The following is a 24,979-nucleotide window of genomic DNA, read 5'->3' as shown; positions in this document are numbered from 1 at the left end:
ATATCAAAAATGGGCAAGACATCTATCGTCAAGATCATGGAAAGGGCATCCGGCCATCCTGTAAAGGTCGGAGACCGCGTCTGGTGCAACATCGACTGGGCGACCTGCCGCGACTTCGGCGGCGCGAACGTCGTTCTCCAGTTTGAGAAGGAGATGGGCAAGGACGCGAAGGTATGGGACCCCGACAAACTCGCCTTCACCTTTGACCTTCAGGCTCCCGCGCACTCGGAAAAGGTCGCCACGAACCAGAAGATAATCCGCGAGTTCTGCAAGAAGCAGGGCGTCACCCGCCTCTTCGATATCAACCACGGCATCGGCCAGCATGTAATGCTCGAAGCCGGGATGATAAAACCGGGCGACGTCGTTCTCGGAACGGACAGCCACATGAACCTTCTCGGCGCCGTCGGCTCTTTCGCGACGGGCGTAGGCAACTCGGACATCGCCGCCTCATACATCGCGGGCACGAACTGGTTCCGCGTCCCCGAGACGATGAAGATCGAGGTCACGGGAAAATTTAAAAAGGGCGTCTGCATGAGAGACCTCCTGACACATATCGTCGGCGACCTCGGAGCCGGCGGCATGGACTTCCTCGCCGTTGAGTTCACGGGCGAGACGATCGAAAACGCGACCCTCGACGAGCGCATCACGCTCTGCTCGATGGTCACCGAGATGAGCGGGAAGGTCCCCCTCATCATGCCGAACGGCGACGTGCTCAAATGGCTCGTCGAGCGCGCCGGCCCCGAAGTCGCGAAGCTCGCCGAAGAGCTGAAGGCCGATCCAGACGCCGAATACTGCAAGGTCATCCGCTACGACGTGACGGACCTTGAGCCGCTCGCCTCCTGCCCCGACGCTCCCGACAACGTGAAGCCGGTGCGCGAGATCGCGGGTACTGTCGTCGACCAGGTCCATATCGGCTCCTGCTCGAACGGCCGCTACGAAGATATCAAGGCCGCCCACGAGGTGCTGATGGCCGGCGGCGGCAAGGTCAGCCCGAAGGTACGCACGATCATCACCCCCTCGACGACGGAGATACAGCTCCGCTGCGTGAAAGAGGGGATGGCCGAGGACTTCCTCAACGCCGGGATCGTCTTCACGAACCCGACCTGCGCGCTCTGCACAGCGGAGCATTATGGCGCGATGCCCTCCGGCGACGTCGGCTGCTCGACGACGAACCGCAACTTCATCGGCAAGGTCGGCAAGGGCAGCCACACCTACCTGATGAGCCCGATGACCGCGATGGCGACGGCCGTCAAAGGATGCATCACAGATCCGAGAGACATACTGAAATAGACAGAGGAGGAAGAATGTTATGAGCGAAATTCTCAAGGGCAGAGCGTGGGTATTCAGCGATGACGTCGACACCGACCTCATCTATCACAACAAATATCTCGCGGAGACCGATCCCAAGAATATGCCGCAGTATGCCTTCGAATACTATCCCGGCAAAGAAAACTTCGCCAAGGAAGTGAAACCCGGCGATTTCGTGGTGGCCGGCAAGAACTTCGGCTGCGGCTCAAGCCGTGAGCACGCCGTCTACTGCCTCGAGTACGCCGGAGTCCCCTGCGTCCTCGCGGAGACCTGCAGCCGCATCTATTATAGAAACGCGATCAACAACGGCTATCCCGTCCTCTTTGTGAAGGGCATCTCCGAAGCGATCAAAGAGGGAAAGATCAAGGACGGCGACCAGCTCGAAGTCGAGCTGGCCACGGGGACGATCAAAGACGTCACCAACGGCAACACCTTCCACGGAGACGCCGTCAGCGATCTTGAAAACGACATAATGAAAGCCGGCGGCCTCATGAACTACATGAAGGCCAAAGCGGCCGCGAAGTAGAGAGCAGCAGAGGGAGGATAAATCTTATGGGCAAGACATTTGCAGAAAAGGCCCTGGGCAGGGCGGCCGGATACGAAGTCGTCGCCAACCAGGTCGTGACGGTAGAGCCGGACTGGTGCATGAGCCACGACAACGGCGCTCCGATAGCCAGGACCTTTAAAAAGATCGGCGTCAAAAACGTAAAATATCCCGAGCGCATCTGTTTCATCCTTGACCACGCAGTCCCCGCGCCCTCAAGCGACCACGCCGTGAACCATAAAGAGGTCCGCGAATTCGTGAAGGAGCAGGGCATCCCCAACTTCTACGACGTGAAGAGCGAAGGCGGCGTCTGCCATCAGAAGATGTGCGAAGAGGGCTATGCCCTTCCCGGGCTCGTCATGGTGGGCAGCGACAGCCACACCTGCACCTACGGCGCCTACGGCGCCTTCTCGACCGGCATCGGCCGTTCCGAGATGGCGGCGGTCTGGGCCACCGGCAAGCTCTGGTTCAAGGTCCCCGAGAGCATGAAGGTCGTCGTCACCGGCAAATTCAAGCCCGGCGTCTCGGCGAAGGACTTCATCCTCAAGTTCATCGGCGACGTGCGCGCCGACGGAGCGGACTACATGAGCGTTGAATTCCACGGCGAGGGGATCGAGAATATGAGCATCGCCGAGCGCATGACCCTCTGCAACATGGGCATCGAGTTCGGCGCGAAGAACGCCGTCTGCCGCCCCGACGGGAAGGTCCTCGACGCGATAAAGGACAACGCGAAGAGCGACAAGTGGGAGGCCATCTGGGCCGACGACGACGCTGTCTACGCGAAGGAGCTCCACTATGACCTCGGCGACATCACGCCAGGCGTCGCGAAGCCGCATAAGGTCGACAACTACGCGCCGATCGAAGAGGTAAAGGGCACGCCGATCCACGAGGCGTTCCTCGGCTCCTGCACCAACGGACGCATCGAGGACCTCCGGCTTGCCGCCGGGATACTCAAGGGCAAGAAGGTCGCCGTCCGCACGGTCGTCATCCCCGCCTCCTGGATCGTCTATCGCCAGGCGATGAAAGAGGGACTCTTCGACATCTTCCTCGACGCTGGATGCGTCATCTGCAACCCAGGCTGCGGCCCCTGCATGGGCAACCATGAGGGCATACTCGCGCCCGGCGAAGCGGCGATCAGCACGGCCAACAGAAACTTCAAGGGACGTATGGGCGATAAAGAGAGCTTCATCTATCTCGCAAGCCCGATGACAGTGGCAGCATCTGCAATCAAGGGCGAAATATCAGACCCGAGGGAGGCGCTATAATTATGTCAGTTAAAGGTAAAGTCTGGAAATACGGCGACGACGTCAACACCGACGTCATCTTCCCGGGAAAATATACCTATACCATCAAGGAACGCGCGGATATGGCGAAAGTCGCCTGCGAAGACCTTGATCCCGAGTTTACGAAGAACGCCCAGCCCGGCGACATCATCGTCGGCGGTAAAAACTGGGGCTGCGGCTCCAGCCGCGAGCAGGCGGTATCCTGCCTCAAAGAGCGCGGCATCGCGGCGATCATCGCGAAGAGCTTCGCCCGTATCTACTACCGCAACTGCTTCAACGAAGGCCTGCCGATCATCATCTGCGCCGACGCGGTGGAGGCGATCAACGCCGGAGACGTGGTGGAGATAGATTTTGACCGCGGCGTCATCATCGCCGGAGGCAAAGAATATCCCTTCCCCCCCTATCCCGAATTCGTCCAGGGGCTGATCAAAGACGGCGGGCTTATACCGCACGTCAAGAAAGAACTGGGGCTGTAGCGCGCCGCTGATTATACGCGCCACTCGCGTCGCGGACAGGCCTCGCCAGACGCTCCAACGTATTGATATACGCCTCCGCGTCCGGCGGGACCTGCCCGCTTAGCGACCGGCACATCAAATCAGCGGAGTATGCGTTGGTTTTGACCATAAAAAACAAACTTTAAGAGGAGGAAATATAAAAATGGCACGCAACATAATGAAGGTAAAAGAGACGAAGGATCGCTACGACGTAACCTACATGGCGGGAGACGATTCCGGCTTTGATATGATGGAGGGCGCGCTCCTCGTCCTCGACGCGATGAACCTGCCCATCAACTGGCACCGCGCCGACCTCGGCTGGTGCATGTGGGAGAAGTCAAACAAGAAATTCGGCGAGGGCGACCCGCGCTGCAACACCGTTCCGCCCGAAACGATCAAATCGATCCGCGACACGGACGCCACGCTTATGGCGGCCATCACCTCCAAGGCCGGCGTGAAGGGCTTCAAGTCCGCCATCCTTCAGATGCGTCAGCTCTTTGACCTCTACATCAATATCCGCCCCGCGAAGAAGCTCCCCGGAATCGGCACCCCGCTCGCGAAGGACCCCAACATCGACATCGTCATGTTCCGTGAGAACACCGAAGACCTCTACGCGGCGGTGGAATTCTTCCCGCTCCCGAAAGAGATGTTCGACCTCCATCCCGGCATGGAGCGCTTCAAGGAAGGCAAGGGCGACGTCGCCGTTTCATGGCGCGTATTCTCCGAGCAGGGCTGCGAGCGCATAATCCGCGCCGCGTTTGAATATGCGAAGGCGACCGGCCGCAAGACGGTACACTGCGGCAACAAGGCCAACGTCATCCGCCAGACAGACGGCATGATGAAGAGAAAGTTCCTTGAGATCGCGAAGGAATACGAGCAGTACGGCATCAAGGCCTATGAAGAGAACGCCGACGCGACGGCGATGTGGCTCATCAAGAACCCGCAGGACTACAGCGTGGTCGTGGCCTCCAACGTATTCGGAGACATCCTCTCCGACGAAGCCTCGCAGCTCACCGGCGGCCTGGGCTTCGCCCCGTCGGGAAACATCGGCGTCGACGCGGCGATCTTTGAGCCGTCAAGCGGTTCCGTGCCGAAGTACGCCCATAAGTACCGCGTCAACCCGAGCGCGATGATCCTAACCGCGAAGATGATGCTCGAATATCTCGGCCTCGACGAAGACGCGAAGAAGATCGAAAAGGCGCTCGGCGAAGTCCTCGTAGAGAGCAAGCCCGGAACGCTTACATACGACGTCCTGCGCGACTTCCGCGGCGACCCCGACTGGGAGAAGAACGCGGCCTCTACGATAGAGATGGCCACGGCGATCGCGCAGAAGATCAATCCCGAATTCAAGGGCGCGAAACTCGAAGCCGCCAAAGAAAAGGTCCACAAGATGTGCGCTTGGGACGAGAAGTCGCTCATCGGATTCGCCGACTAATATCTCCGGCAAATCAATAACGGACAAAGCATAATAGCGCGGCCTGCCTACCGTTGAAAAATCGACAGGCGGGCCGTGTTTCGGATAAGAACAGGGGGAACGAAAAGATGAAGACATCCCAGGCCGGCACGCTCGAGTCAATGGACTGCCTCGTGACGCTCACCGAGGCGGAGTCGGGAGCCGGGATCAAGATAACAATAACGGGAGCGAGCGCGGCCCGCTTCAAAAGCGCGATGGAAAAGAAAATAACCGAGACCCTGGAAGAACTCGGCGTAAAAGACATCGAAGCCGCCGTGCAGGACAACGGAGCGCTCGACATCGTCCTCGGCGCGCGGGTCGAAGCCGCTTACAAAAGACTGCTGAAACAGAAGGGGGAAGACAAATAAGGTGAGACGCACGATGCTCTACCTCCCCGGCAACAACCCCAACATGCTCACGCGCGGCTACCTCTTCGGCTCGGACGGAGTAGTCCTCGACCTCGAAAGACGCCGTCGCGATGGTCGAAAAAGACACCGCGAGGATACTGGTCAGCAAATACCTCAAACAGGGCGAATTCGGCAGCTGCTACGTCTCCGTCCGCATCAACGGAGTAGACACCGAATACTGGAAAGACGACCTCGCGGCCATCGTCCCCAACAAACGCCTCGACGGCATCCGCGTCCCCAAAGTCGAAGACGCCGGCACCGTCAAAATAATAGACGAAGAACTCTCCCGTCTCGAAGAAAAAACGGACTTCCCGTCGGTAAACTCACCCTCCACTGCCTCCTCGAAACCGCGCACGGCATCTGGAACGCCTATGAAATAGCCAAAGCCTCGCCGCGCATAGAGGCCATCATCCCCGGAGGAGAAGACCTCAGAGCCGACCTCAAAACCAACCGTTCAGACGACAGCACCGAACTCGAATGGGCCAGAAGAATGCTCGTCTTCGCGGCGCGCGCGGCGGGAGTAGAACCTCTGGACACCGTATTCCCGCGCATCACAGACGACGAAGGACTGCGCAAAGAGACAGAATTCATCAAACAGCTTGGCTTCTCGGGCAAATCCATCATCCACCCCAACCAGATAAAAATCATCCACGACATCTTCACCCCCACCGAAGCCGAAATAGCCAAAGCGCAGAAAATAATCGCCGCCGCCAAAGAAGCGGCAGAACGCGGGCAGGGAGCCGTCACCGTAGACGGTAAAATGGTAGACATCCCCGTAGTCAAAAGAGCGGAATACACACTCGTCCGCGCCGGCCTGGCATAAACGGCCCAACAAGAGGTGAACTGAAATGACAATCAACGCAGTAAAACGGGAAATCCCCGACTACATAGAAGGCTACGGCAAAGTAAAACACTACCAGGGAGCCTTCGCGAAAAAGCCCGAAGGAAACATCGCGGGAGCCAAACTCAGGTGCTTCAACAGCGACAACACCGACAAAACAGTCAGCTCGATCAAAGAAGCCATCAGAGCCAGCGGCCTCAAAAGCGGCATGACCATCTCCTTCCACCACCACCTTAGAAACGGAGACTACGTCGTCAACATGGTCCTCGACGCCTGCGCCGAAATGGGCATCAAAGAGCTGACCCTATTCCCGACCGCCCTCTTCGGAGTCCACAAAAAAGTCATCGACCACATAAAAAGCGGAGTAGTGACAAAAATCATGGGCTCCGTCAACGGCCCCATCGGCCAGCTCGTATCGGAAGGCGGCATGAGCGTCCCCGTCGTACTCAGAAGCCACGGAGGCCGTCCCCGCGCGGTAATGGCGAGAGACGTCCACATAGACGTCGCCTTCATCGGCGCCCCCACGGTCGACAAATACGGCAACATCTGCGGCACCTTGGGCAAATCCGCCTGCGGCTCCCTCGGCTACGCCTACACAGACGCCGACTACGCCGACAAAGTCGTAGTAATAACCGACAACCTCGTCCAATACCCGGCCGCCCCCGTCTCCATCCCCCAGACCAAAGCCGACCTCGTAGTAGAAGTCCCCTCCATAGGAGACCCGGCGGGAATCGTCTCCGGCACCACCAAAGTCACCAGAGACCCCTTGCGGCTCCTCATCTCCAGCTACGCCTCCAAACTCATAGAAGCCAGCCCCTACTTCAAAGAAGGCATATCATTCCAGACCGGAGCCGGAGGAATCCCCCTGGCAGTGACCGCCTTCATGAAAGAAGCCATGATCAAAAAAGGCATCAAAGGCAGCTTCGGCCTTGGAGGAATCACCGGCTACTTCGTCGAACTCCTCAAAGAGGGGTTAGTGGACAAACTCATGGACGTCCAGTCATTCGACCTCGACGCCGTCAGATCCATCAGAGAAAACCCCAACCACATAGAAATCTCGGCCGACTGGTACGCCAACCCGTGGAACTGCGGGGCGGCGGTAAACATGCTTGACGTCGTGATACTGGGGGCGACCGAAGTAGACACCGACTTCAACGCCAACGTCAACACCGAAGCCGACGGAGCGCTGCTCCACGGCACCGGAGGGCATCAGGACACCGCGGCGGGAGCCAAACTGACGATCATAGCGCAGCCGTTGCTAAGAGGCAGAATCCCCTGCGTGACAGACAAAGTCTACAACGTCACCACGCCGGGAGAAGTGATAGACGCCATAGTCACCGAATACGGAGTGACGATCAACCCCAAGAGAAAAGACCTCTTAGAGGCAGTCTCCGGTCTCAAAGGACTTCCCGTCATCAGCATGGAAGAACTCGAAGCGCGAGCGAAAAAAATGTCCGGCCCGACCGACCCGGTGGCGACCACAGACAGAATAATCGGAGTAGTCGAGTGGAGGGACGGCACCGTTATCGACGTCGTAAGACAGCTGAAAAAGTAAACGACATATAAGCGGATAAAAAATAAAACAAAGGCATCACCGTAAGAGGTGATGCCTTTTTCATCGTATATGGATCGGCGCGTGATATGGGGAAGAGGCAGAAGATCGACGATAATCCTAATCCGGCGCCTGCACCGCTCCCTTTGTCGACATCGCGATCAGATGCGACCTGACGAAGCCGTAGCCGCGCAGGTCGTCCAGAAAGCTGTGCATGCGTTCTTTTGAGGCGAAGGCCGCCTCGATGAGGAAGTCAAGCTCGCCGTAGATCTCCCAGAAGTGGATGACGTCGGAGGAGGAGCGCAAAATGGGGATGAGGATGTCGTTGGGTTTTTTGTCATATTTCTGGTCGCTGTTGAATTTGAAGCTTATCATCACATGAAGCGCGCGCCCCAGCGCGTCGGTGTCTATTTCCGCCCTGTATCCGGTGACGACGCCGCTCTCCTCCATGCGGAGCATTCGCTCGCGCACCGCCGGGCGCGTCATGCCGACCGCTTCGCCGATCTCTTTGTATGAGCTTCGCGCGTCGCGCTGAAGTTCCGCAAGTATTTTCCAGTCGGTCGCGTCCAGATTGTTGTTTTTGTTTGCCGTCATCACAGTCATCCGCCTCCGTTCGTATGTTACCTGAATCGCGGCCTTTATTCAATTCCTGATTTAAAAACAGCTTTTTTGCCTTACAAACGAAAGCCGCGGGGCGTTTATCCCTCCGCCGCGGTATTTATTTGCCGGTGTTTTTGAGGGAAAATATGGCCGATGAGAACGGTAATGACGGCAGATCGGAAGAGGTGGTCGTGATGGGCGAAGAGAAGACGGCGATAACATCCGCTTGGGACAATATCAATTTTTGCAGCTGCGTCGACCGCGAATGCCCCAATAATCCGGCGAACTGCACGCTGGGCTGCACCCCCTGCGTGGAGGAATGCCTTCGGCAGAACGAGATACCGGCCTGTTTTTTCAGAAAGCAGCGGCCGGACATGGACCGAAAACAGGATTATTCTTTTGAGGGGTTCGCAAGGTTCACGCTGAACAAATAGTTGATATCTCCATATAAAAGCGGGCGTCCGTTGAGGACGCCCGCTTTCGTTTTCCCATGGTATGATCCTGATACCGCCCCTCTTTAAAGGGAATCGGCGTGCCGTACCGTCTCCATTGCGTCTTTTGCGTAGCGGTCGGCGCCGGCGTATGCGGCGAGGCCCTCGGTAAGCACCGCGCCGCCGACGATCACCTTGACGCCGGGGCATTCTCTTCTCAAAAGTTCTATGGTCTCCCTCATGCTCGCGACTGTCGTCGTCATCAGCGCTGATAGCCCCACGAGCTTAGCGCCCGTCTCTTTTACGGCCGCGATGACTTGCCGCGGGGGGACGTCCTTGCCGAGGTCGGTGACGTCGAAGTTGTAGTTTTCGAGGATCACCTTCACGATGTTTTTGCCGATGTCGTGGATGTCGCCGTGGACGGTGGCGATAACGATCTTTTTGCCCTTTTGCGTGTCGCCGCTGGCCTTTATCAGCTCGGCGCGCAGCACCTCGAAGGCAGCTTTCGCCGCCTCCGCCGATTTGATTAGCTGGGGCAGGAATATCCTGCCGCTTTCGTAGTCTTTGCCCACCGTGTCGAGCGCGGGTATTATCTCTTTTTCAACGACCGCGAGCGGCGGTTGTTCGGCGAGCAGCGCCGCCGCCGCTTTGGCCGCCTCGTCTTTGAGGCCCCGCGAGATCGCGTAGCCGATCTGCGGCGCTTCGTCTTTGACCGGCGCTGCCTGTGCCGGCGCCGCGCCGCCGTATTTTTCAACGTACTCTTTGGAGTCCGCGTCCTGCTCGAGCAGTACGCGTGCCGCGGCGACGGTCTCCGTCATGCCGGCGTCGCCGGGGTTCATTATCGGCGCGTCAAGCCCCGAGGCCAGCGCCATTGCGAGCATCGTCCGGTTGATTATCGGCCGCGCGGGGAGGCCGAAGGAGACGTTGCTGACGCCGAGCACCGTCTTTACGCCGAGCTCTTTTTTAACGAGGGAGATCGCCTTCATCGTCTCGTGCGCCTGGTCGGGCTGCGCGCTGACGGTCATCATGAGGCAGTCGATGAAGATGTCCTCGCGGCGCAGGCCCGCGGCTTCGGCCGCCTTTACGATGCGGCGCGCTATCGCAAGCCGCGCCTCGGCGTCCTTGGGGATGCCCTTTTCATCCAGCGTGAGGCCGAGCACGGCGCAGCCGTATTTCTTCGCGATCGGCAGCACCGTGTCGAGCGACTCCTTTTTCCCGTTGACGGAGTTCAGCAGCGGTTTGCCGTTATAGATGCGCGCCGCGCGCTCGAGCGCCGCGGGTGAGGCCGAGTCAAGCTGCAAAGGCAGGTCGGTGACGGCCTGTATCTCGCGCACCGCCTCGGAGAGCATCGCCGGTTCGTCGATGTCGGGCAGCCCCATGTTTACGTCCAGCACCTCGGCTCCCTGCTCCTCCTCGCGGATCGCCTCCCGCAGCACGAAGTCCATGTCGTGCGCGCGCAGCGCCGCCTGGAGAGCCTTTTTGCCGGTGGGGTTGAGCCGCTCGCCGATGACGGTGACGCGGTCAAAACCGACCACTTTCGAGGGCGAGCAGATGCCGCAGCGCGGCGCCGTCTCTATCGCGGCGGGAGCCATGCCCGCTATCGTCGATTTTGTAAGTCTGATGTATTCCGGCGTCGTGCCGCAGCAGCCGCCGACGAAACGAACTCCTTCCGCGACGAATTCCCTTATGCTGGAGGCGAACTCTTCGGGAGTTATGTCGTAGCGCGTTACTCCGTCTTCCATCACCGGCAGCCCCGCGTTTGGCTGGACGAGGACCGGCAGCCGCGTCGCCGCCAGTATGCGCCTTACGATCGGCACGAGCTGCCTGGGGCCGAGCGAGCAATTTACGCCGAGGGCGGAGACGCCGAGCGCCTCGAGCGTCATCACCATCGATTCCACAGAGGCCCCGAAGAAGGTCGTGCCGTTCGCCTCAAAGCTCATCGTCGCGAATACCGGCAGGGGCGAATTCTCCTTGGCGGCGATCACCGCCGCCTTCAGCTCGTATAGGTCCGTGAAGGTCTCAAGCAGGATGAAGTCGGCCCCAGCCTCCGTCCCCGCGCGGATGACCTCCGCGAATACCTCCACCGCCTCGTCAAAGGGAAGGTCTCCCGCCGGCTGGAGCACGCGGCCGCAGGGGCCGATGTCGAGCGCCGCGTACCGTCCCGGCGCGCCGCCGATGGCCTTTCTGGCGGTCTTTACCCCCGCCGCCACCATCTTTGCGAGCTCCATTCCCGCCTTTTCGGCTTTGAAACGGTTGGCGCCGAAGGTGTTTGCGAGAATGACGTCCGCCCCCGCCGCAAGGTATTCCCTGTGTATCGACTCTATAGCCTCCGGCGCGGTGACGTTTAGCGCCTCCGGCACAGTTCCCAGTTCAAGTCCGCGCCGCTGGAGCATCGTCCCCATCGCGCCGTCGAACAATAAAATTTTATCAAGCTCTATCACCGCAGTAAGCTCCTCTCTGTCTGTACGGGCAGTCGTCGGCGGCGGCGCAGGCCGCGCAGCTCCTGTATCTTTTCTGCGGCCTGTCGGCGATGCCGATCACGGCCGTCACTGATTTTATCGGCACGAGCATCCCGGAATGGGTGAGCGAGAGGCCGATGGCCCTCCGCGCGTTGAGCGCCTCTATTATCTTTGCGGATTCGTCGGGTGCCACGCCGCCGTAGCCGGGGCTGAAGCGCATCGTCAGCCAAATTTCCGCGCGCGGCTCCGCACCGCCGCGCGCGGCCTCCGCCATTATCGCGGGCTCGCTCTCGTCGCACAGCCTTTCTATCTCGGCGGAGGCGCAGGCGTCGAGGATCATCGCTCTGGAGATCGATTCCGCCTGCGCGCGCGCGATAAGCCGGTCCACGCCGGCTCCCAGCGTCGCCGCAAGGAGCGCCGCCCTGCGGCAGTCCTTACAGAGTTTGGCTAGTTCAGCCCCGCAGAGGCGCAGCTCCGGCGTTATCTCTACGGCCTCGTCCGCCGCCCTGATCCCGAATATTTTGTAAACGGCGCGCGGCGACGAATGCCGGCGCATCTCCGCGTAGCAGAGCTCCAGTTCATCGGAGAGCGCCGCTTCTGGCTCGCCGGAAACGCCGAGCAGCCGCAGCGCTTCCGCGCGGACGGAGGGCGGCAGCGCGCCGTCAGCCACGCTTTACCCTCAACGAATAGAGCACGCCGCGGATATTTTCGCAGATGCGCTTGGCGATGTCGGGCTGGTTCATCGTGTACAGATGTATGCCGTCAACGCCCTCCGCCAGCAGGTCGATTATCTGGTTTGTCGCGTAGGCGATGCCGGCCTCGCGCATCGCCATGCTGTTGTGGCCGTAGGCGCGGATGATCTTCTGCACCCCGTCCGGCACGGAGGCGCCGCACATCGAGACCATGCGGCCTATCTGCGTCGGGGAGGTTATCGGCATGATGCCGGCTTCGATCGGTGCGGCAACGCCCAATTTCCTCGCCCGCTCTCTGAAGCTGTAAAAGGAGGCGTTGTCAAAGAAAAGCTGGCTGATAAGCACGCTGACGCCGCATTCGCACTTTGCTCTGAGGTGTTCGAGATCCTCCTCCATCGAGTAAGCCTCCAGATGTTTCTCCGGATAGCAGGCGGCGAAGATGCGGAAGCTGTAGTTCTCGTTGATGAATTTAATGAGCTCGCTTGCGTATTTGAAGTCCTTCGTCTCCTCGCTGCCGAGGTCGCCGCGCATCGCGAGGATGTTCTGGATACCCTTTTCTTTCAGCTTGTCGAGCGTGGCGCGCATCTCTTCGCGCGTGCTGCCGACGCAGGTAAGGTGGGCGAGCGCCGGGATCGCGTAATCGCGCTGGATGCGCGAGGCGATCTCCGCGGTGTTCTCGCGGCTCGTGCCGCCCGCGCCGTAGGTGACGCTGATAAGGTCAGGGTCAAGGCTCGCGAGGGCGTCCACGGTGCCGAATATCTGCGAGAGGTCGCCCGCGCCTTTGGGAGGGAATATCTCAAAGGAGAAGGTCGGTTTGTCAAGTTTGAAGAAATTTTTCATCGTCGTCTCCTGCCTGTCTTACAATGATAAAATATATGAAAAAACAAAGTCCGAACCGTCCGGCCCGGTCTTTTTCGATTAGCCCCGCTTCCACAGCTCCGCCACGATCTGTTCGACTATTTGGGCGGCTCCGTCTTCGGTGTTCGGCGGCGCGACGATATCCGCCGCCGCTTTCACGTTGTCTCTGGCGTTGCCCATCGCGACGCCGGTTCCGGCCCAGCTTATCATCTCGATGTCGTTCACGCCGTCGCCGATCGCCATGACATCCTCGCGGTCGATCCCATAATACTCGCTGACGCGTTTCAGCGCTTTGGCTTTGTTGACGGTGGGGTGGACCATCTCGATGAAGGCCCCCCACGAGGTGGCCTGGTATATCCTTTCCCCGAACCCCTGCCGGACCTTGGCGCACATTCGCTCGAACTCAGGAACGTCGAAGGAGATGCCGAGCAGCTTTGCGGAGTCAAGGCCGCACTCCCAGAAGCCGTCTCCGAGCCCGACAGCCTTAAGTCCGCAGATGTTTTCATAGTATTTGCAGCGTTCGTCCGAGCGGTCTTTGACGAGGAGCCTGTCGCCGGAGTATATCTGCACATACCATCCGCGTTTTCTGAAGAAGTCCAGTATCTCTTTCGTGAGCTCTCTGCCCAGGTTTTTCTCATAAATGGTCTCGCCTGATACCGGGTCGCGTATCAGCGCGCCGTTGTAGAAGATGGAGGTGCTTTCGATGCCGATGTCGCGAATATGTATCATCGCGGAGGGGTACATGCGGCCCGTCGCCGCGACGACCCTGATGCCGCTCCCCTGCGCCGCGCGCAGCGCCTCTTTGGTGCGCCGGGTCAAGCTGCTGTCGCCGTTGAGCATCGTACCGTCCATATCGAGCGCGATGAGCTTGGGAGTCGTCATAGCGCCGCCCACACCGCCAGCGAAGCGAGCTCCGCCGCTACCGCCGCCGCGCCCATCACGTCGCCGTTCACGCCGCCGAGGCGGCGGTTCATGTGCAGGGCGAGCCCGAAGCCGATGGCCGCCGATACCGCGATGCAGACGGCGAAATGGAATATCGAGACGGGCAGGAACACGACGAGGCAGAGCGCCGAGATGAACAGGTCATAGGAGGTGAAGGTGTCCACCCAGCCTTTGCCCATTCCGTACTCCCAGGGATATTTTCCAAAAAAGGCGGCCACGTTTTCCGCAAATCGCGCCGCCGCCGCCGAAGTGACGCAGGCGGCAAGCCGCATATCGGGAGCGACCGTGGCGAGCAGCGAGGTCCAGAGGCCGAAGGCGATTATCAGCGAAGCGCCGCCGAAGGAGCCGAGGCGGCTGTCCTTCATCACCTCGCGCAGCCCGTCGCCGGTGCGGCCGGAGCCGACGCCGTCCCACAGATCCCCCCAGCCGTCCAGGTGGAGCGCCCAGCCGATGAGGAAATAAAAGGCCGCGCCGATCCAGGCGCTTGCCGCCGCGTTGAGCCCCAGCGACGAGGCGGCGGATACCGCGAGCCCCGTCAGCAGTCCGAGCAGGCCGCCGGCAAGCGGCGCGAGAGCGAGCGCGCGGTTCCCCGCGGGGACCGTCTCCGGCCACCACTCTTTAGGCAGCGGGATGCGCGAAAGCAGCGTCCAGACGACGACAAAGCGCGCCGCGAGATCCCTCTTGAAGCCCCTGTCGTGAAGCTCCGCGTCAAGCCTCTCCGAATATTCCCGTAGTTTTTCGCGATAGTCATCCATTGGGTTCACCATCCATAATAATTCCGTTTTTACGCCGCGCCCGGCGCATGGACCGGAGAAGCGGTTTGTTACAATATGATTATAACCGGCGTTGGGCGTGCCGGCGCAATAAAGCTCTAAGGCCGGTCATGGCCTCCCTTTATCCAGAGCGGGCAGCCCGCGACCACGAGCGCGACATTGCTCGCGTACCCGGCGCAGAGCTGGTTCATGCGTCCCTGCATATCGCGGAAACGGCGCCCCATCAGGTATGGGGGCACAAGCCCGAAGCCGACCTCGTTGCTCACTATTATAAGCGACGAATCCTCTCTGACGCTTTCGCAAAGCCCTCTCGCGAGAGCGGCTATTTCACCCTCGCATTTAAACCAGGCCGATTCGTCGTCGCCCTCGGATTCGGGATAGGCCAGAAAGAGGCGTGTCAGCCACATCGTCAGGCAATCCAGCAGCAACAGGCCGGAGGCCGCGGCGACGGCGCGCGGCAGTTCGCGCGGACCGCCCTCCCAGGTGCTCCATGAGGAGGGCCTGCGGCTCTTGTGTATCTCTATGCGTTTTTTCATCTCCCCGTCCCGGCAGTCCGCGGTCGCGAGGTATGTTACATGCTCTTTCCGGCTCAGCGCGAGTTCTTCGGCGAATGTGCTCTTGCCGCTTCTCGCGCCGCCGAGGACGAGCGTTATCTCTCCCATCGTCATATACCGAAGTCGACGTTTTTGAGAAGGTTTTCAAGCGTCTGCTCGAAGACCTGTCCCTTGGCGTCGCCCTGAGAGCCGCCGTTGCCGGGGCCGACCGGTATCTCAAACTTGAACCGGAAGGTCGTATTGCCCTCCTGCGTGAGGCTTTTTTCGTCCGGATCGCTGTTGCTCGTCGGTATCGAATCCTTCGCGGATTTCTGGCGCACGGCCTGCTGCACCTTTACGTTATAAAAATTGGGGTCCTTTATCGTCCCGCCGATATTCATCGTCACAAAACGGAACTCATTCTTCGCGAATCCCGAGAGAACGCCGCCGAGCACGTTCTGGATCACCTCGCCCTTGTCAAGCTGTCCCGAGGCCAGGTCGACGCCGGCCGATACCAGTCCCTGGAAGGCTCCGATCAGCGAGTTCAGCGCGCGGATATTGACCTTTCCCATCGCGAAGAGGCGGACGTCCTCTTTGCGGCTGATATAGCCGTCCAGCATCACGTAGCGGTAGAGCGGGTCGTTCTTGGGCGCGGTCGCCTGGCTCCCGGGGAGGATGTTGAGATCTCCGCCGTCGTAGGTGAAGGTCGCCTGTACCGAACTGAAGCGCAGCGGCTTGCCGCCGGTGAATTTTTTCGCCGTTTCGATGACGTCGAAACTTGTCAGCTCTCCGTTATGGAGATAGATCGCGCCGCCGGCCTTGATCGTCGAGGCGCGCCCCGTCTCTCCGCCGCCGCGTATCTTGAGGTCGCCGCGGCCCGATATCGTCCCTTTTATTTTGGGAGCGGCCTGTTTGACAAGCGTCTGCACGTCCGCGCTCATTACCGTGAGGTTGCCGCCCCATTCGCTTTTCTTGAGGTCGAAGCCGACGCCTCCCGTCAGCGTTCCCCCGTTCGTTGCGGCGTTGAGATCTTCTATCATCATGAAGTTCTTTGAGACGAAGAAAGGCGCTTTAACATTTTCGAAGCGTATTCCCATGATCCTCATATTGGGCGCGGAGAAGATACCGGTGCCGGTAAGCTCGGAGAGTTTGCCTTCGCCGTTCATCGAGAAATCGGCCGTGCCGCCGAAACGCGAGCGGAAAGTCTCGGGCAGATAAGCGCCGAACTGGCGCATGTCTATCTTTTCCCCTTTGATGTTGAACTTGCCGTGCCAGTCGTCCCCGTTTTCGTAGAAATGGCCGTAGGCCTTGAATGTCCCGTCGCGCAGCAACGCGTAAGCCTCGCTGATGACGACGTCTTTCAGCGAGCCGTGGTATTTGACATCCATCATCGGCAGCATGAAGCCGCGGTAACGGAGCGGGGCGATGCGCCCGGAGCCGTCAAATTTCGGGTCGCCCACCGTACCGGATACCTTTACCTCCGTTTCTATCAGCCCCTGTACGGAGCGTACCGCCGGCAGGTGTCTGCGCAGCAGTTCATAGATGTTCAGCTTTTTGACCGAGGCGTCGATCTCCAGTTTCGCACTCGCGAAGGGTTCTCCCGCTTTGGGCATCTCTATCCTGCCTTTGCCGGTCGTCTGTCCGTTGAGGAATATGCCGTCCGCCTTTTTGATCAGGATCTCCCGCGGAGTCCCTTCGATCGCCCCGTTTAATTTTTGAACCTTGAAGCTGCGCCAGTGTACGTTGTCTCCCGTGAAGCTGAAGCCCCAATCGAGGCCGCCTCCCGCCGCCGAACCGGCGGTAACCGATCCTGAGACCTCGCCGCCGATATCTTCGCCTGCTTTAAGCAGCCCGTTGATTATCGAAAAGTCGACGCGGGAGACCTTTCCGCTCAACTTCCACGAAGCGGCGTTCCGCGTGCCGTCGGCCTGTTTTGCGGGAAGGGCCACATTGCAGGCCAGCGCGCCGCTTCCGCCGCCGGCCTGTACGTTGATCGGGTCCATGCGCAGCATATTCCCCGAGTATTCGATACCCATATTGAGCTTAGCCAGGGGCAGGTCGCGGAAACGCGCGGCCCCGGTATTGACGTCGGCCCTGACGACGGGTGACTTCGCGGGACCGGCAAGGTTCCAGCCTCCCGACGCGACGCCCTCGACCTCCAGCGTCTTCAGGACCGGCAGCAGCGTATAAAGGCGTTTGGCGTCCACGCTGCGGAAGGTACCGCTGAAGTCGAGCTGTTTGTCGGCCGAGGCGGCGAAGGAGGCCGCGCCTTTTGCCGTGAGCCGCGCGCCGTTCCACTCCGCCGATGATTTGAGCAGTGAGACCTTTTTGTCTCCCATGCCGTATACGGCCGAGAGGCTTATATCGGAGACATTCCCTATCTTTTCGGCGGCGATCTGCGGCGAAGACGCCTCCACGCCGATCACCCAGCGGCCGGCGGGGCCCTTGCAGCTTCCCTTCAGCGACACGCTGCCGGCAGCCTTTATCTTTTCCGTCTGAGGCAGGCTCTTCAATATATTTTCGACCGGCAGCCCCTCTGTCGAGAAGGTGAGGTCAGTCGGCACCTTTTCCCCGAAGCTGAGCCTGCCCTTGAGAGCGAGTTTCCTGCCTCCGGAGGCCGCGGTCATATTCAGCTCTCCGGCTGGCTGTCCGTTGAAGACGACGCCGCCCTGAAGCCCTTCGAGGGATATCTCCTTGTAGCTCAGGTTTGACGGCGCCATATCGATGCGCCCGGCGAGGGCGTTGAGCGGTCCTTTGACGTCCGCGTTCAGAGAGGAGATGCCTCCCTTGAGGAAGAGCGCCCTGCCGTTTGTCTCTTTTTCAAACTGCTCCGTCCAGTCGGCGAATTTCAGGTTTTTAACGTCGAGGCTGAGTGTAAGATAGCTGTCCGCCGAGGCCGTGTTCAGGCTGAAATTGCCGGAGAGGGTCGAGCCGAATACCTTTCCCTGTCCTACCTGGACGCTGATCTCGCCGGGGCGGCAGTTCCACTTCGTCTGCACCTCCTCGAACGGGATGCCGCGGAAGACGGCGTTATGGAGGCTGCCGCTGCCCTCGGTGACGATATCCCTGCCGCTGCCGGAAATCTTCGCGCTGCCGGAGAGCACCCCGCGCACGCCGTATTTTTCAAACGCCGGGACAAGGTCCGCCACCGTTGTGAGGTTCAGCGTCCGCAGGGATATCTGCATATCCATAGAGGGGTAGAGCGCGCCGGAGAGGGATAGGCTGCCCTCTTCCAGGCCGACGGAGAACTTATCCGCGCGCCACACGCCGGCGGATTTTCCGATCGAGCCCTTGACGGAAAAGTCTTTGCTTTCGACGGCGCCGGTGACGTCGAAGTCATAGTTCATTGAATTTTTGATATAGATGTGGCTTGGCTTGAAACTGACCGTGCCCCACTCCGTCCTCAGCGTGCTGTCGCTGATCATGACGGCGTCGATGGGGATATCGACCGGTTCGTCGGATTTTTTTTCAGATTTGGGCATCAGATCCCGCAGCGCCTTGAGCGAGGTGTCCACGCCGTCCAGGCCGATAAGCGAGACGCGCGGGCTGCCGGAGAGCACGCTCGGCAGCGAGATGTCCACGCCGATATTCCTGATGTAAAGCAGCCTGTCGCCGGAGCGGGAAATCTCGACGTTGGAGGCGGTGAAACCGGTAACGGGGTTTCCCTGGAGCGGAGACATCGAAACGTCAAGGTTCAGCTGCTTCTCCGCGGCCTCCTTGACCTTAGCCTGCACGAATTCGCCAAGGAAATTCATCTGCGACAGGGCCAAACCCCCCGCCGCGATCATGGCGAGGAAGATTGCCACGCCGATCATCCACTTCCTTGCCGCCGATCTTTTGTTCTCTGTATCTCTATCCAAATCAAATACCACCTTATGACGCTCGTTCAAATATCTGCCTGTACGCACTATCCATCCGTTCTCTCCGATTCCGCGAGAGACAAAATAATTCTATCACGTTAAGCGGATTTTAAAACGTATATCCGGCATATTGCCGGATAAAACAAAATTATGCAGCGGCATAAAGTACGGCGATGGACAACGCGTTAAAATAAAGTTATTATTTCTGTCGGTTTGCGACTTTTATGAGAGGCGGGTGAGTCCATGTTGATGACTGTGCTTTGAGGCGGCGCGTTATGCGCGGTGCACGTGGTGCATTATTGCATGGATATCACAAAGCCTTCTCTCTTTCAGATATAGGCCCTGCTTTATCCTGTAATATTCCCATTATGTTTTCCCACAGTTCCGCATCGGCGGCCCGCAGGGCCGTGTTGCGTATAGTTGGATAATATTCTGATTTCAGGGAGTGTAATATCTTATGAAAAAAATTTTTGCCGTTTTACTGATCACCGTCCTGTTCTCTTTCTACGGCCTGCCGTCATTTGCCGCAGATGTTCCCGCGCTGCGCGCCAGTTACGGGATAACGACGCACCAGGAGGCCTTTATGGTCGCGATGGCGCGCGGCGAGAAATTCAAAGAATCCGGCGTCTGGCTCAAACCCGTTGTCGAGAGAGAAAAATTCGACCTTTACGCCGACGGCAAAAAAGTCGCCCGCCTCAACGTCATCGTGACCAAGAGCGGCTCCGAAGCGACCTCGCTCTTCGCGCAGGATCATCTTGACCTTACCACCAACTCCTTCCCCGCGATGCTCTCCGGCATCGACCGCGGCACGAAGATCAAGGTACTCGCCCCTCTTCAGGCCGACGCGGTCGCGATGGTGGCGAGGAACGATATCGACGTCAGGAGCTGGAAGGCCTTCCAGGAATATGTGAAAAAGTCGAAAAAACCAGTCACCGTGGGCTATCACTCGCCGACGAGCGCGCCGAAGATCGTCTTTGAGGGCGCGATGGACAAGGCCGGCCTGAAGATCACCGGCGACGCCAACGCTGCGAAAGCCGACGCGGACATCCTCATGATCGACCTTAAGGGCGTGGCGAACGTCATTCCCGCGATGGTCGCGAAGCAGGTCGAATTCGCCGTGGCCCCGGCGCCGACGCCCGAAGTCGTCGAGGCGAAGAAACAGGGACATATCGTCCTCCAGATGAAAGAGCTGCCGCCGGCGGGCGCCTGGGAGAGCTTTCCCTGCTGCTGCATCGCGGGGCGCGAAGAGGTCGTGGAGAAGTATCCCGAGGCTGTGAAGGCCTACGTGCGCCTTCTCACCGTCTCCAGCGAATGGTGCCAGAAAAATAAAAAGGAGGCCGCCGCCGAGGCCGCCAACTGGCTCGGCCTTGAGCCGGAGGTGATCGCGCGGGCGGAGATGGAGTTCTCGACTAAAGTGACAAAGACGTGGCTGAAGAACGCCGCGCTGTATCCTGAAATGCTGAATCGTCTCGGCCAGCTCACCGGCAAACTCAAAGACAAAAAGCTCAGCGAGGTAAAGAACGAAGTTTTTGACTTCCGCTTCACGCAGGTGGAGAAATAAGACAGGAGGGGGACGCGCGCCGGCTTGGCGGCGCGTCCCCTTGAAAAAGACCAGAGGTAATGATGAAATCATTTTCATACAGGATACTGCTTCCCGCGGCGGCGCCGCTGCTCGTCCTCATTCTTTGGCAGTATGCGGCGGTCAAGCTTGAAAACGACGTCGTGCTGCCGACGGTGCCGCAGGTGTGGGGGCTGTTCCTGCGTCCCAACGAGGACATCCTGCGTCTCGGCTCCATGATGCAGAATCTGGGGATGAGCACGATGCGCGTCCTCTGCGGCTACTTCGCGGGGCTGGCGCTCGCGCTGCCGCTCGGAATACTTATGGGACACTACAAAACAGTCAACAGGTTCATGGGCGCGCTCGTCGAAATGCTGCGCCCGATGCCGCCGCTCGCCTGGATACCGCTGATCCTGGCCTGGTTCGGCGTCGCGAGCTTTGCCACCATGCTTGGGATTGAAGAGGGGGAATGGTATGTCTTTTTCAACAATATAAAATTTTCCATGCTCATCATCATCTTTATCGGCGCATTCTTCCCGATACTGCTCAATACGATTCACGGCGTCGAAAGCGTAAGGACGACACTCGTCGACTCCGCCCGCGTGCTGGGAGCGTCCGAACGCGATATTTTCGTTAAGATACTGCTGCCGGCCGCCGCCCCGTCGATCGTCACGGGGATGCGCCTCGGCCTCGGCGTTGCCTGGATGTGCCTCGTTGCCGCCGAAATGATGCCAGGAAGCATATCCGGGATCGGCTATGTGATAACGCACGCCTACACGGTGGCCCGCACCGACATCGTCATGGCGGGCATGATAAGCATCGGGGCGATGGGGCTCGCCATCGACGCGGCGTTTCGTTATTTTGAGGGCAGGTTCTTCTCCTGGCAGAGGCTGTCGCGATGAATCCGCTCATAGAGACCAGAGGGGTACGCAAGGAGTTCGTCCTCGACAGGGGAAAGCGCGTCTTGGCGCTCGACGGGGCCGATATCGCTGTGGCCGGCAAAGAATTTGTCTGCCTGCTCGGCCCGTCCGGCTGCGGAAAATCTACCTGGCTGCGCATCGTCGCCGGGCTTGAGAGGGCGTCGGAGGGCGAGGTGCTGTATAAAGGAGCCGCCATTACGGGTCCGGGAAAAGAGCGCGGCATGGTTTTTCAGGAATATTCGCTGCTGCCCTGGCGTACCGTTGCAGAAAACGTGGCGCTGGGTCCGGAATTCTCCGGGATGGGCAAAAAGGAGCGGCGGGAATTGGCGATGGACTATCTGTCCCGCGTCGGTCTCGAGAGGTTTGCCGACGCAAAGCCGCACGAACTTTCAGGCGGTATGCGCCAGCGCGCGGCGATCGCGCGGGCCCTTGCGAACGATCCAGACGTGCTGCTCATGGACGAGCCCTTCGGGGCGCTTGACGCGCACACGAGGGTGCTGCTCCAGAAGGAGCTGCTGCGTATATGGGAGATGGACAGGAAGACGGTCGTCTTTGTCACGCACAGTGTCGACGAGGCAATCTATCTGGCCGACAGGATCGTCGTCATGACGTCGCATCCCGGTCGCGTGCTGGAAAATATCGAGGTAGGATTTGAACGCCCCCGTCACCGTTCCGCGCCGGGATACGGAGAGATGACCGAACGGATATTCGAACTCCTGGAGGGCGGAGGCGAAGAAGACTAGCCGCCGTTTTGCGGCGCGGGCGTGGGATCAATGCTGATGCCGGGAGGCGGCCTCTACCGCGCGGCGGCTCCCTTTTTCCCGGCCGTTTTAGGCGCGCGGTCGGTCATCCCGGGGATCGCGCCGCCGGCGATCTCCCAGAGATAGAGGCTCGCGAGGCTGCCGCATGGCGAATAGCGTTTGCGATATCGTTCAAACAGCTCCGGCGTTATCTCCTTGTGGCGGTATAGCATCCTCAACCCGCGGCGGATGCCGAAGTCCCCGAAGCTCAGCACGTCGCGCCGCTGCATGGAGAAGATAAGCAGCATCTCCGCGGTCCACCTCCCGATGCCGCGGAGGGCGCAGAGCTCTTTTATCACATCCTCGTCATCCATTTCCCACAGCGCGGTGGGGTCAAACTCGCCGGACGCGGTCTTTTGCGCGAGCTCCGTAATATACTCGGCCTTTCTGAACGAGATGCCGAAGCTCTGCATCTTTTCCACGCCGGCGCTGCGGACATTCTCCGGCGTCACCTCTTTTATCCCCGCGCTGATCCGGCCCCATACCGTTCTTTGCGCCTGTGTCGAAATTTGCTGTCCCGCGATATGATGGACGAGCGCGGAAAAGATATCCGGCTCCACATGCCATCCTGTGAGCGCCCCTATCTCTCCGATCGCCGCCGCTAATTTTTTATCCTTTTTTTTCAGATGGTCGAGCTCCGCTTCCGTATACGAAAAATGCAATATGTTCACGCCTTTATGGTTTTATAGGCCAATTATAATGCAAAAGCCGGCGGCAGCGGCTCTCCGTTTCTTGAAATAGTTCGGTATATAAAAAGGCGCGGCCGCCTTTTTTCTGTTAAAATTATGTGGACATCCCGCGAAAGGAGTGCTTTTTATGCCATTTAAGATAATCCACGGAGATATTACGAAGGCGGAGGCCGACGCGATCGTCAACGCGGCCAACACGCGGCTGCTCGCCGGCGGCGGCGTCTGCGGCGCGATATTCGCGGCTGCCGGAGCGGATAAGCTCGCGCGCGCCTGCGAAGCCATCGGCGGCGTCGCCACCGGCAGCGCCGTCATCACCCAGGCCTTCGCGCTGCCGGCGAAATATATAATCCACACCGCCGGGCCTGTATGGTACGGCGGCGGCGCGGGAGAGGCGAAACTGCTCGCCTCCTGCTATAAAAGCTCGCTGAAGCTCGCGAAGGAAAACGGCTGCCGCTCCGTGGCCTTTCCGCTCATCTCCGCCGGCATCTTCGGTTACCCGAAGGACGAGGCGCTGCGCGTCGCCGAAGAATCCATTATGGACTTTTTGAGGGAAAACGGCGGGATGGAGGTCTCTTTGGTCCTCTTTGACGGCTGAGGGGATTTTTTTACTTGATATATGCTTGGCCGGCAGCGTCCCGCGGCAAGATTCGCCCGCGGGACGCTGCCGGCCTTTGTGACGGACGGGCTCTTACGCGCCGAATATTTCCTTTGCGCGCCGCATGTTTTCGACGACCGGCACCTCGAAGGGGCAGCGGCTCTCGCAGGCGCGGCATTCCATGCAATCGCCGGCTTTCCGGGGCAGCGCCGCGTAGTGTTCCCGCACCGTCTCGGGGACAGAGCCCTGCGCCTTTGCGAGGCTGAAAAACTTCGTCACCGCCGCGACGTCGATCCCGGCGGGGCAGGGCGCGCAGTGTCCGCAGTACATACAGTGACCGTGCCAGCTTATCTTTGGCAGCGAAGCCAGGGCCGCCGCGTAATCCTTTTCGGCCGGGGGCGCGTCGGAATAGGCGACGCTCGCGCGGAGCTCGTCGGGAGTATGCGCCCCGGCAAGTACGACGGCGACGGCGGGGCGCGTCAGCGCGTAGCTGATACACTGATATAGGGTAAGCGCGCGTCCGGCCGGCGAAAGCTCCTCGCTGAGGAGGTCGCCGCCGCCGAAGGCCTTCATCACGGTGATCGCGACGCCGAGGCGGCTGCAGGCTTCGTAGAGCGCCTCGCGCTCCGAGTCCATATTCAGCAGCGGCTGTTCGTAGCTCCGGTCGTCCCAGAGGGCCTCGCAGTCCTCGCCTCCCGGCTGCAGATCGTAACAGGGGTTGACGCTGAACATCAGCACCTCGATCAGGCCGCTCTTCACAGCCGCCAGCGCGGCGGCCGGGTTGTGGCTGCTGACGCCGATATGTCTAATCTTTCCCGCCGCCTTGAGCTCCCGCGCGTAACGCATCACGGGGCCATCCGCGATCTCGCGCCAGTCCTCCGCGGAGTCGCAGTAGTGTATCATGCCGACGTCGATATAATCCGTCCCCAGCAGCCGCAGCAGATCGGCGAAGCTCTCGCGCACCTCCTTCTCGTCGCGTGTGCGCCGGTATTGTCCGTCCTCCCACGTCGTGCAGAGGTGGCCCTGAAGGGCGAATTTCTCCCGCCTGCCGGCGAGCGCGCGCCCAAGCCCCTCGCGCACCCTGGGGTCGGACGAATAGAGGTCGATGTAGTTTACGCCGCCCGCGGCGGCGATATCCACCAGTTCTCTCGTATAGCGGCCGTCGTGGTCGACAAATCCCTCGCAGCCCAAGCCTATCTCGCTTACCGTTATTCCGGTCAAGCCGAGTTTTCTGTATCTCATTGATTATTCCTCCTGAAGTCGCCGCGTATATTTTCGCGGGGATTACCGCCTCTTTGTTCACGGTAACTATAACACCTGGAGCCGGCTCTAAGTCAAGCTCCGGACAATTTTTATTTGACAATGAAAAATGACGGTAATATCATAT

Annotated in this window: 22 protein-coding genes and 1 pseudogene; 13 read left to right on the top strand and 10 right to left on the bottom strand. The window is 59.7% G+C overall.

Features of this window, described 5'->3' with window-relative positions; all coding sequences use genetic code 11:
- Positions 1 to 9 precede the first annotated feature (9 nt).
- The 8 genes and pseudogenes from CLOEV_RS13385 to citF all read left to right on the top strand — a co-directional run bounded on the left by CLOEV_RS13385 (position 10) and on the right by citF (position 7,885).
- Positions 10 to 1,290, top strand: coding sequence for a 3-isopropylmalate dehydratase large subunit (locus tag CLOEV_RS13385; protein WP_008709558.1), 1,281 nt, complete (start codon positions 10 to 12; stop codon positions 1,288 to 1,290).
- Between the two features lie 19 nt (positions 1,291 to 1,309).
- Positions 1,310 to 1,834 carry a LeuD/DmdB family oxidoreductase small subunit gene (locus CLOEV_RS13380; protein ID WP_008709561.1) on the top strand — a complete coding sequence of 175 codons (525 nt, stop codon included), beginning with the start codon at positions 1,310 to 1,312 and terminating at the stop codon, positions 1,832 to 1,834.
- A gap of 26 nt (positions 1,835 to 1,860) precedes the next feature.
- Positions 1,861 to 3,117, top strand: a complete 1,257-nt coding sequence (locus CLOEV_RS13375; protein ID WP_008709563.1) for a 3-isopropylmalate dehydratase large subunit — start codon at positions 1,861 to 1,863, stop codon at positions 3,115 to 3,117.
- Positions 3,118 to 3,119: 2 nt separating this feature from the next.
- Complete coding sequence (locus tag CLOEV_RS13370; protein WP_008709564.1) at positions 3,120 to 3,611, top strand: 3-isopropylmalate dehydratase small subunit; 492 nt, start codon at positions 3,120 to 3,122, stop codon at positions 3,609 to 3,611.
- Positions 3,612 to 3,792: 181 nt separating this feature from the next.
- The gene (locus CLOEV_RS13365) at positions 3,793 to 5,064 is read left to right on the top strand and encodes an isocitrate/isopropylmalate dehydrogenase family protein (protein WP_008709565.1); all 1,272 of its coding nucleotides are present in this window, start codon (positions 3,793 to 3,795) and stop codon (positions 5,062 to 5,064) included.
- Between the two features lie 107 nt (positions 5,065 to 5,171).
- Complete coding sequence (gene citD / locus CLOEV_RS13360; RefSeq protein WP_008709252.1) at positions 5,172 to 5,450, top strand: citrate lyase acyl carrier protein; 279 nt, start codon at positions 5,172 to 5,174, stop codon at positions 5,448 to 5,450.
- Positions 5,451 to 5,560: 110 nt separating this feature from the next.
- Positions 5,561 to 6,312: pseudogene (locus CLOEV_RS17610) on the top strand (HpcH/HpaI aldolase/citrate lyase family protein).
- A gap of 25 nt (positions 6,313 to 6,337) precedes the next feature.
- On the top strand, positions 6,338 to 7,885 hold the full coding sequence (gene citF, locus CLOEV_RS13350) for a citrate lyase subunit alpha (RefSeq protein WP_034444335.1): 1,548 nt from the start codon (positions 6,338 to 6,340) through the stop codon (positions 7,883 to 7,885).
- A gap of 117 nt (positions 7,886 to 8,002) precedes the next feature.
- Here citF and CLOEV_RS13345 read toward each other — a convergent pair whose 3' ends face one another.
- Positions 8,003 to 8,476 carry an Lrp/AsnC family transcriptional regulator gene (locus tag CLOEV_RS13345; protein ID WP_034444333.1) on the bottom strand — a complete coding sequence of 158 codons (474 nt, stop codon included), beginning with the start codon at positions 8,474 to 8,476 and terminating at the stop codon, positions 8,003 to 8,005.
- A gap of 152 nt (positions 8,477 to 8,628) precedes the next feature.
- On the opposite strand from CLOEV_RS13345, the gene CLOEV_RS13340 reads away from it, so the two are divergent.
- The gene (locus tag CLOEV_RS13340) at positions 8,629 to 8,916 is read left to right on the top strand and encodes a DUF6485 family protein (RefSeq protein WP_084482422.1); all 288 of its coding nucleotides are present in this window, start codon (positions 8,629 to 8,631) and stop codon (positions 8,914 to 8,916) included.
- 83 nt (positions 8,917 to 8,999) lie between these two features.
- Here CLOEV_RS13340 and CLOEV_RS13335 read toward each other — a convergent pair whose 3' ends face one another.
- From CLOEV_RS13335 to CLOEV_RS13305, 7 genes are all read right to left on the bottom strand, one after another.
- Complete coding sequence (locus CLOEV_RS13335) at positions 9,000 to 11,354, bottom strand: homocysteine S-methyltransferase family protein (protein ID WP_034444332.1); 2,355 nt, start codon at positions 11,352 to 11,354, stop codon at positions 9,000 to 9,002.
- Entirely contained in the window at positions 11,341 to 12,042 is a 702-nt protein-coding gene (locus CLOEV_RS13330; protein WP_051485100.1) for a vitamin B12 dependent-methionine synthase activation domain-containing protein, read from the bottom strand. The genes CLOEV_RS13335 and CLOEV_RS13330 overlap by 14 nt, the downstream gene beginning before the upstream one ends.
- Positions 12,035 to 12,904 carry a methylenetetrahydrofolate reductase [NAD(P)H] gene (metF, locus tag CLOEV_RS13325; RefSeq protein ID WP_034444330.1) on the bottom strand — a complete coding sequence of 290 codons (870 nt, stop codon included), beginning with the start codon at positions 12,902 to 12,904 and terminating at the stop codon, positions 12,035 to 12,037. The genes CLOEV_RS13330 and metF overlap by 8 nt, the downstream gene beginning before the upstream one ends.
- Before the next feature lie 78 nt (positions 12,905 to 12,982).
- A complete protein-coding gene (locus CLOEV_RS13320) occupies positions 12,983 to 13,804 on the bottom strand; it encodes a Cof-type HAD-IIB family hydrolase (RefSeq protein WP_034444328.1) in 822 nt (273 codons plus the stop codon).
- On the bottom strand, positions 13,801 to 14,619 hold the full coding sequence (locus CLOEV_RS13315; protein ID WP_034444326.1) for an adenosylcobinamide-GDP ribazoletransferase: 819 nt from the start codon (positions 14,617 to 14,619) through the stop codon (positions 13,801 to 13,803). The genes CLOEV_RS13320 and CLOEV_RS13315 overlap by 4 nt, the downstream gene beginning before the upstream one ends.
- 116 nt (positions 14,620 to 14,735) lie before the next feature.
- The gene (gene cobU, locus CLOEV_RS13310; protein ID WP_034444324.1) at positions 14,736 to 15,305 is read right to left on the bottom strand and encodes a bifunctional adenosylcobinamide kinase/adenosylcobinamide-phosphate guanylyltransferase; all 570 of its coding nucleotides are present in this window, start codon (positions 15,303 to 15,305) and stop codon (positions 14,736 to 14,738) included.
- Entirely contained in the window at positions 15,302 to 19,030 is a 3,729-nt protein-coding gene (locus CLOEV_RS13305) for a translocation/assembly module TamB domain-containing protein (protein ID WP_156938434.1), read from the bottom strand. Before CLOEV_RS13305 ends, cobU begins: the two co-directional genes overlap by 4 nt.
- A 457-nt stretch (positions 19,031 to 19,487) precedes the next feature.
- Between CLOEV_RS13305 and CLOEV_RS13300 the strand changes: the two genes are divergently transcribed.
- From CLOEV_RS13300 to CLOEV_RS13290, 3 genes are read left to right on the top strand one after another with little or no spacing between them, the layout of a single operon-like run.
- Positions 19,488 to 20,591: an ABC transporter substrate-binding protein gene (locus CLOEV_RS13300; RefSeq protein ID WP_034444311.1), complete on the top strand. Its 1,104-nt coding sequence runs from the start codon at positions 19,488 to 19,490 to the stop codon at positions 20,589 to 20,591.
- A gap of 59 nt (positions 20,592 to 20,650) precedes the next feature.
- Positions 20,651 to 21,490, top strand: a complete 840-nt coding sequence (locus tag CLOEV_RS13295; protein WP_232196848.1) for an ABC transporter permease — start codon at positions 20,651 to 20,653, stop codon at positions 21,488 to 21,490.
- Entirely contained in the window at positions 21,487 to 22,251 is a 765-nt protein-coding gene (locus tag CLOEV_RS13290) for an ABC transporter ATP-binding protein (RefSeq protein ID WP_034444309.1), read from the top strand. The genes CLOEV_RS13295 and CLOEV_RS13290 overlap by 4 nt, the downstream gene beginning before the upstream one ends.
- 53 nt (positions 22,252 to 22,304) lie before the next feature.
- Here CLOEV_RS13290 and CLOEV_RS13285 read toward each other — a convergent pair whose 3' ends face one another.
- Positions 22,305 to 22,979: a DNA-3-methyladenine glycosylase family protein gene (locus tag CLOEV_RS13285; protein ID WP_245591133.1), complete on the bottom strand. Its 675-nt coding sequence runs from the start codon at positions 22,977 to 22,979 to the stop codon at positions 22,305 to 22,307.
- A gap of 145 nt (positions 22,980 to 23,124) precedes the next feature.
- Between CLOEV_RS13285 and CLOEV_RS13280 the strand changes: the two genes are divergently transcribed.
- On the top strand, positions 23,125 to 23,592 hold the full coding sequence (locus tag CLOEV_RS13280; RefSeq protein WP_034444306.1) for a macro domain-containing protein: 468 nt from the start codon (positions 23,125 to 23,127) through the stop codon (positions 23,590 to 23,592).
- Between the two features lie 93 nt (positions 23,593 to 23,685).
- On the opposite strand, the gene CLOEV_RS13275 is transcribed toward CLOEV_RS13280, so the two are convergent.
- Positions 23,686 to 24,834, bottom strand: a complete 1,149-nt coding sequence (locus CLOEV_RS13275; protein WP_034444303.1) for an aldo/keto reductase — start codon at positions 24,832 to 24,834, stop codon at positions 23,686 to 23,688.
- Positions 24,835 to 24,979: the final 145 nt, after the last annotated feature.

The sequence above is a fragment of the Cloacibacillus evryensis DSM 19522 genome (assembly GCF_000585335.1).
Taxonomy (GTDB): Bacteria; Synergistota; Synergistia; order Synergistales; family Synergistaceae; genus Cloacibacillus; species Cloacibacillus evryensis.
This window is presented reverse-complemented; position numbering and strand designations above follow the sequence as displayed.

Bases quoted from the DNA above. Each gene is read 5' to 3' on its own strand.
- CLOEV_RS13380 (WP_008709561.1), top strand. From the start codon at position 1,310: ATGAGCGAAATTCTCAAGGGCAGAGCGTGGGTATTCAGCGATGACGTC.
- CLOEV_RS13385 (WP_008709558.1), top strand. From the start codon at position 10: ATGGGCAAGACATCTATCGTCAAGATCATGGAAAGGGCATCCGGCCAT.
- citF (WP_034444335.1), top strand. From the start codon at position 6,338: ATGACAATCAACGCAGTAAAACGGGAAATCCCCGACTACATAGAAGGC.
- CLOEV_RS13320 (WP_034444328.1), bottom strand. From the start codon at position 13,804: ATGACGACTCCCAAGCTCATCGCGCTCGATATGGACGGTACGATGCTC.
- CLOEV_RS13300 (WP_034444311.1), top strand. From the start codon at position 19,488: ATGAAAAAAATTTTTGCCGTTTTACTGATCACCGTCCTGTTCTCTTTC.
- CLOEV_RS13290 (WP_034444309.1), top strand. From the start codon at position 21,487: ATGAATCCGCTCATAGAGACCAGAGGGGTACGCAAGGAGTTCGTCCTC.
- CLOEV_RS13315 (WP_034444326.1), bottom strand. From the start codon at position 14,619: ATGGATGACTATCGCGAAAAACTACGGGAATATTCGGAGAGGCTTGAC.
- CLOEV_RS13275 (WP_034444303.1), bottom strand. From the start codon at position 24,834: ATGAGATACAGAAAACTCGGCTTGACCGGAATAACGGTAAGCGAGATA.
- CLOEV_RS13365 (WP_008709565.1), top strand. From the start codon at position 3,793: ATGGCACGCAACATAATGAAGGTAAAAGAGACGAAGGATCGCTACGAC.
- CLOEV_RS13340 (WP_084482422.1), top strand. From the start codon at position 8,629: ATGGCCGATGAGAACGGTAATGACGGCAGATCGGAAGAGGTGGTCGTG.
- cobU (WP_034444324.1), bottom strand. From the start codon at position 15,305: ATGACGATGGGAGAGATAACGCTCGTCCTCGGCGGCGCGAGAAGCGGC.
- citD (WP_008709252.1), top strand. From the start codon at position 5,172: ATGAAGACATCCCAGGCCGGCACGCTCGAGTCAATGGACTGCCTCGTG.
- CLOEV_RS13345 (WP_034444333.1), bottom strand. From the start codon at position 8,476: ATGACGGCAAACAAAAACAACAATCTGGACGCGACCGACTGGAAAATA.
- CLOEV_RS13280 (WP_034444306.1), top strand. From the start codon at position 23,125: ATGCCATTTAAGATAATCCACGGAGATATTACGAAGGCGGAGGCCGAC.
- CLOEV_RS13375 (WP_008709563.1), top strand. From the start codon at position 1,861: ATGGGCAAGACATTTGCAGAAAAGGCCCTGGGCAGGGCGGCCGGATAC.
- CLOEV_RS13295 (WP_232196848.1), top strand. From the start codon at position 20,651: ATGATGAAATCATTTTCATACAGGATACTGCTTCCCGCGGCGGCGCCG.
- metF (WP_034444330.1), bottom strand. From the start codon at position 12,904: ATGAAAAATTTCTTCAAACTTGACAAACCGACCTTCTCCTTTGAGATA.
- CLOEV_RS13370 (WP_008709564.1), top strand. From the start codon at position 3,120: ATGTCAGTTAAAGGTAAAGTCTGGAAATACGGCGACGACGTCAACACC.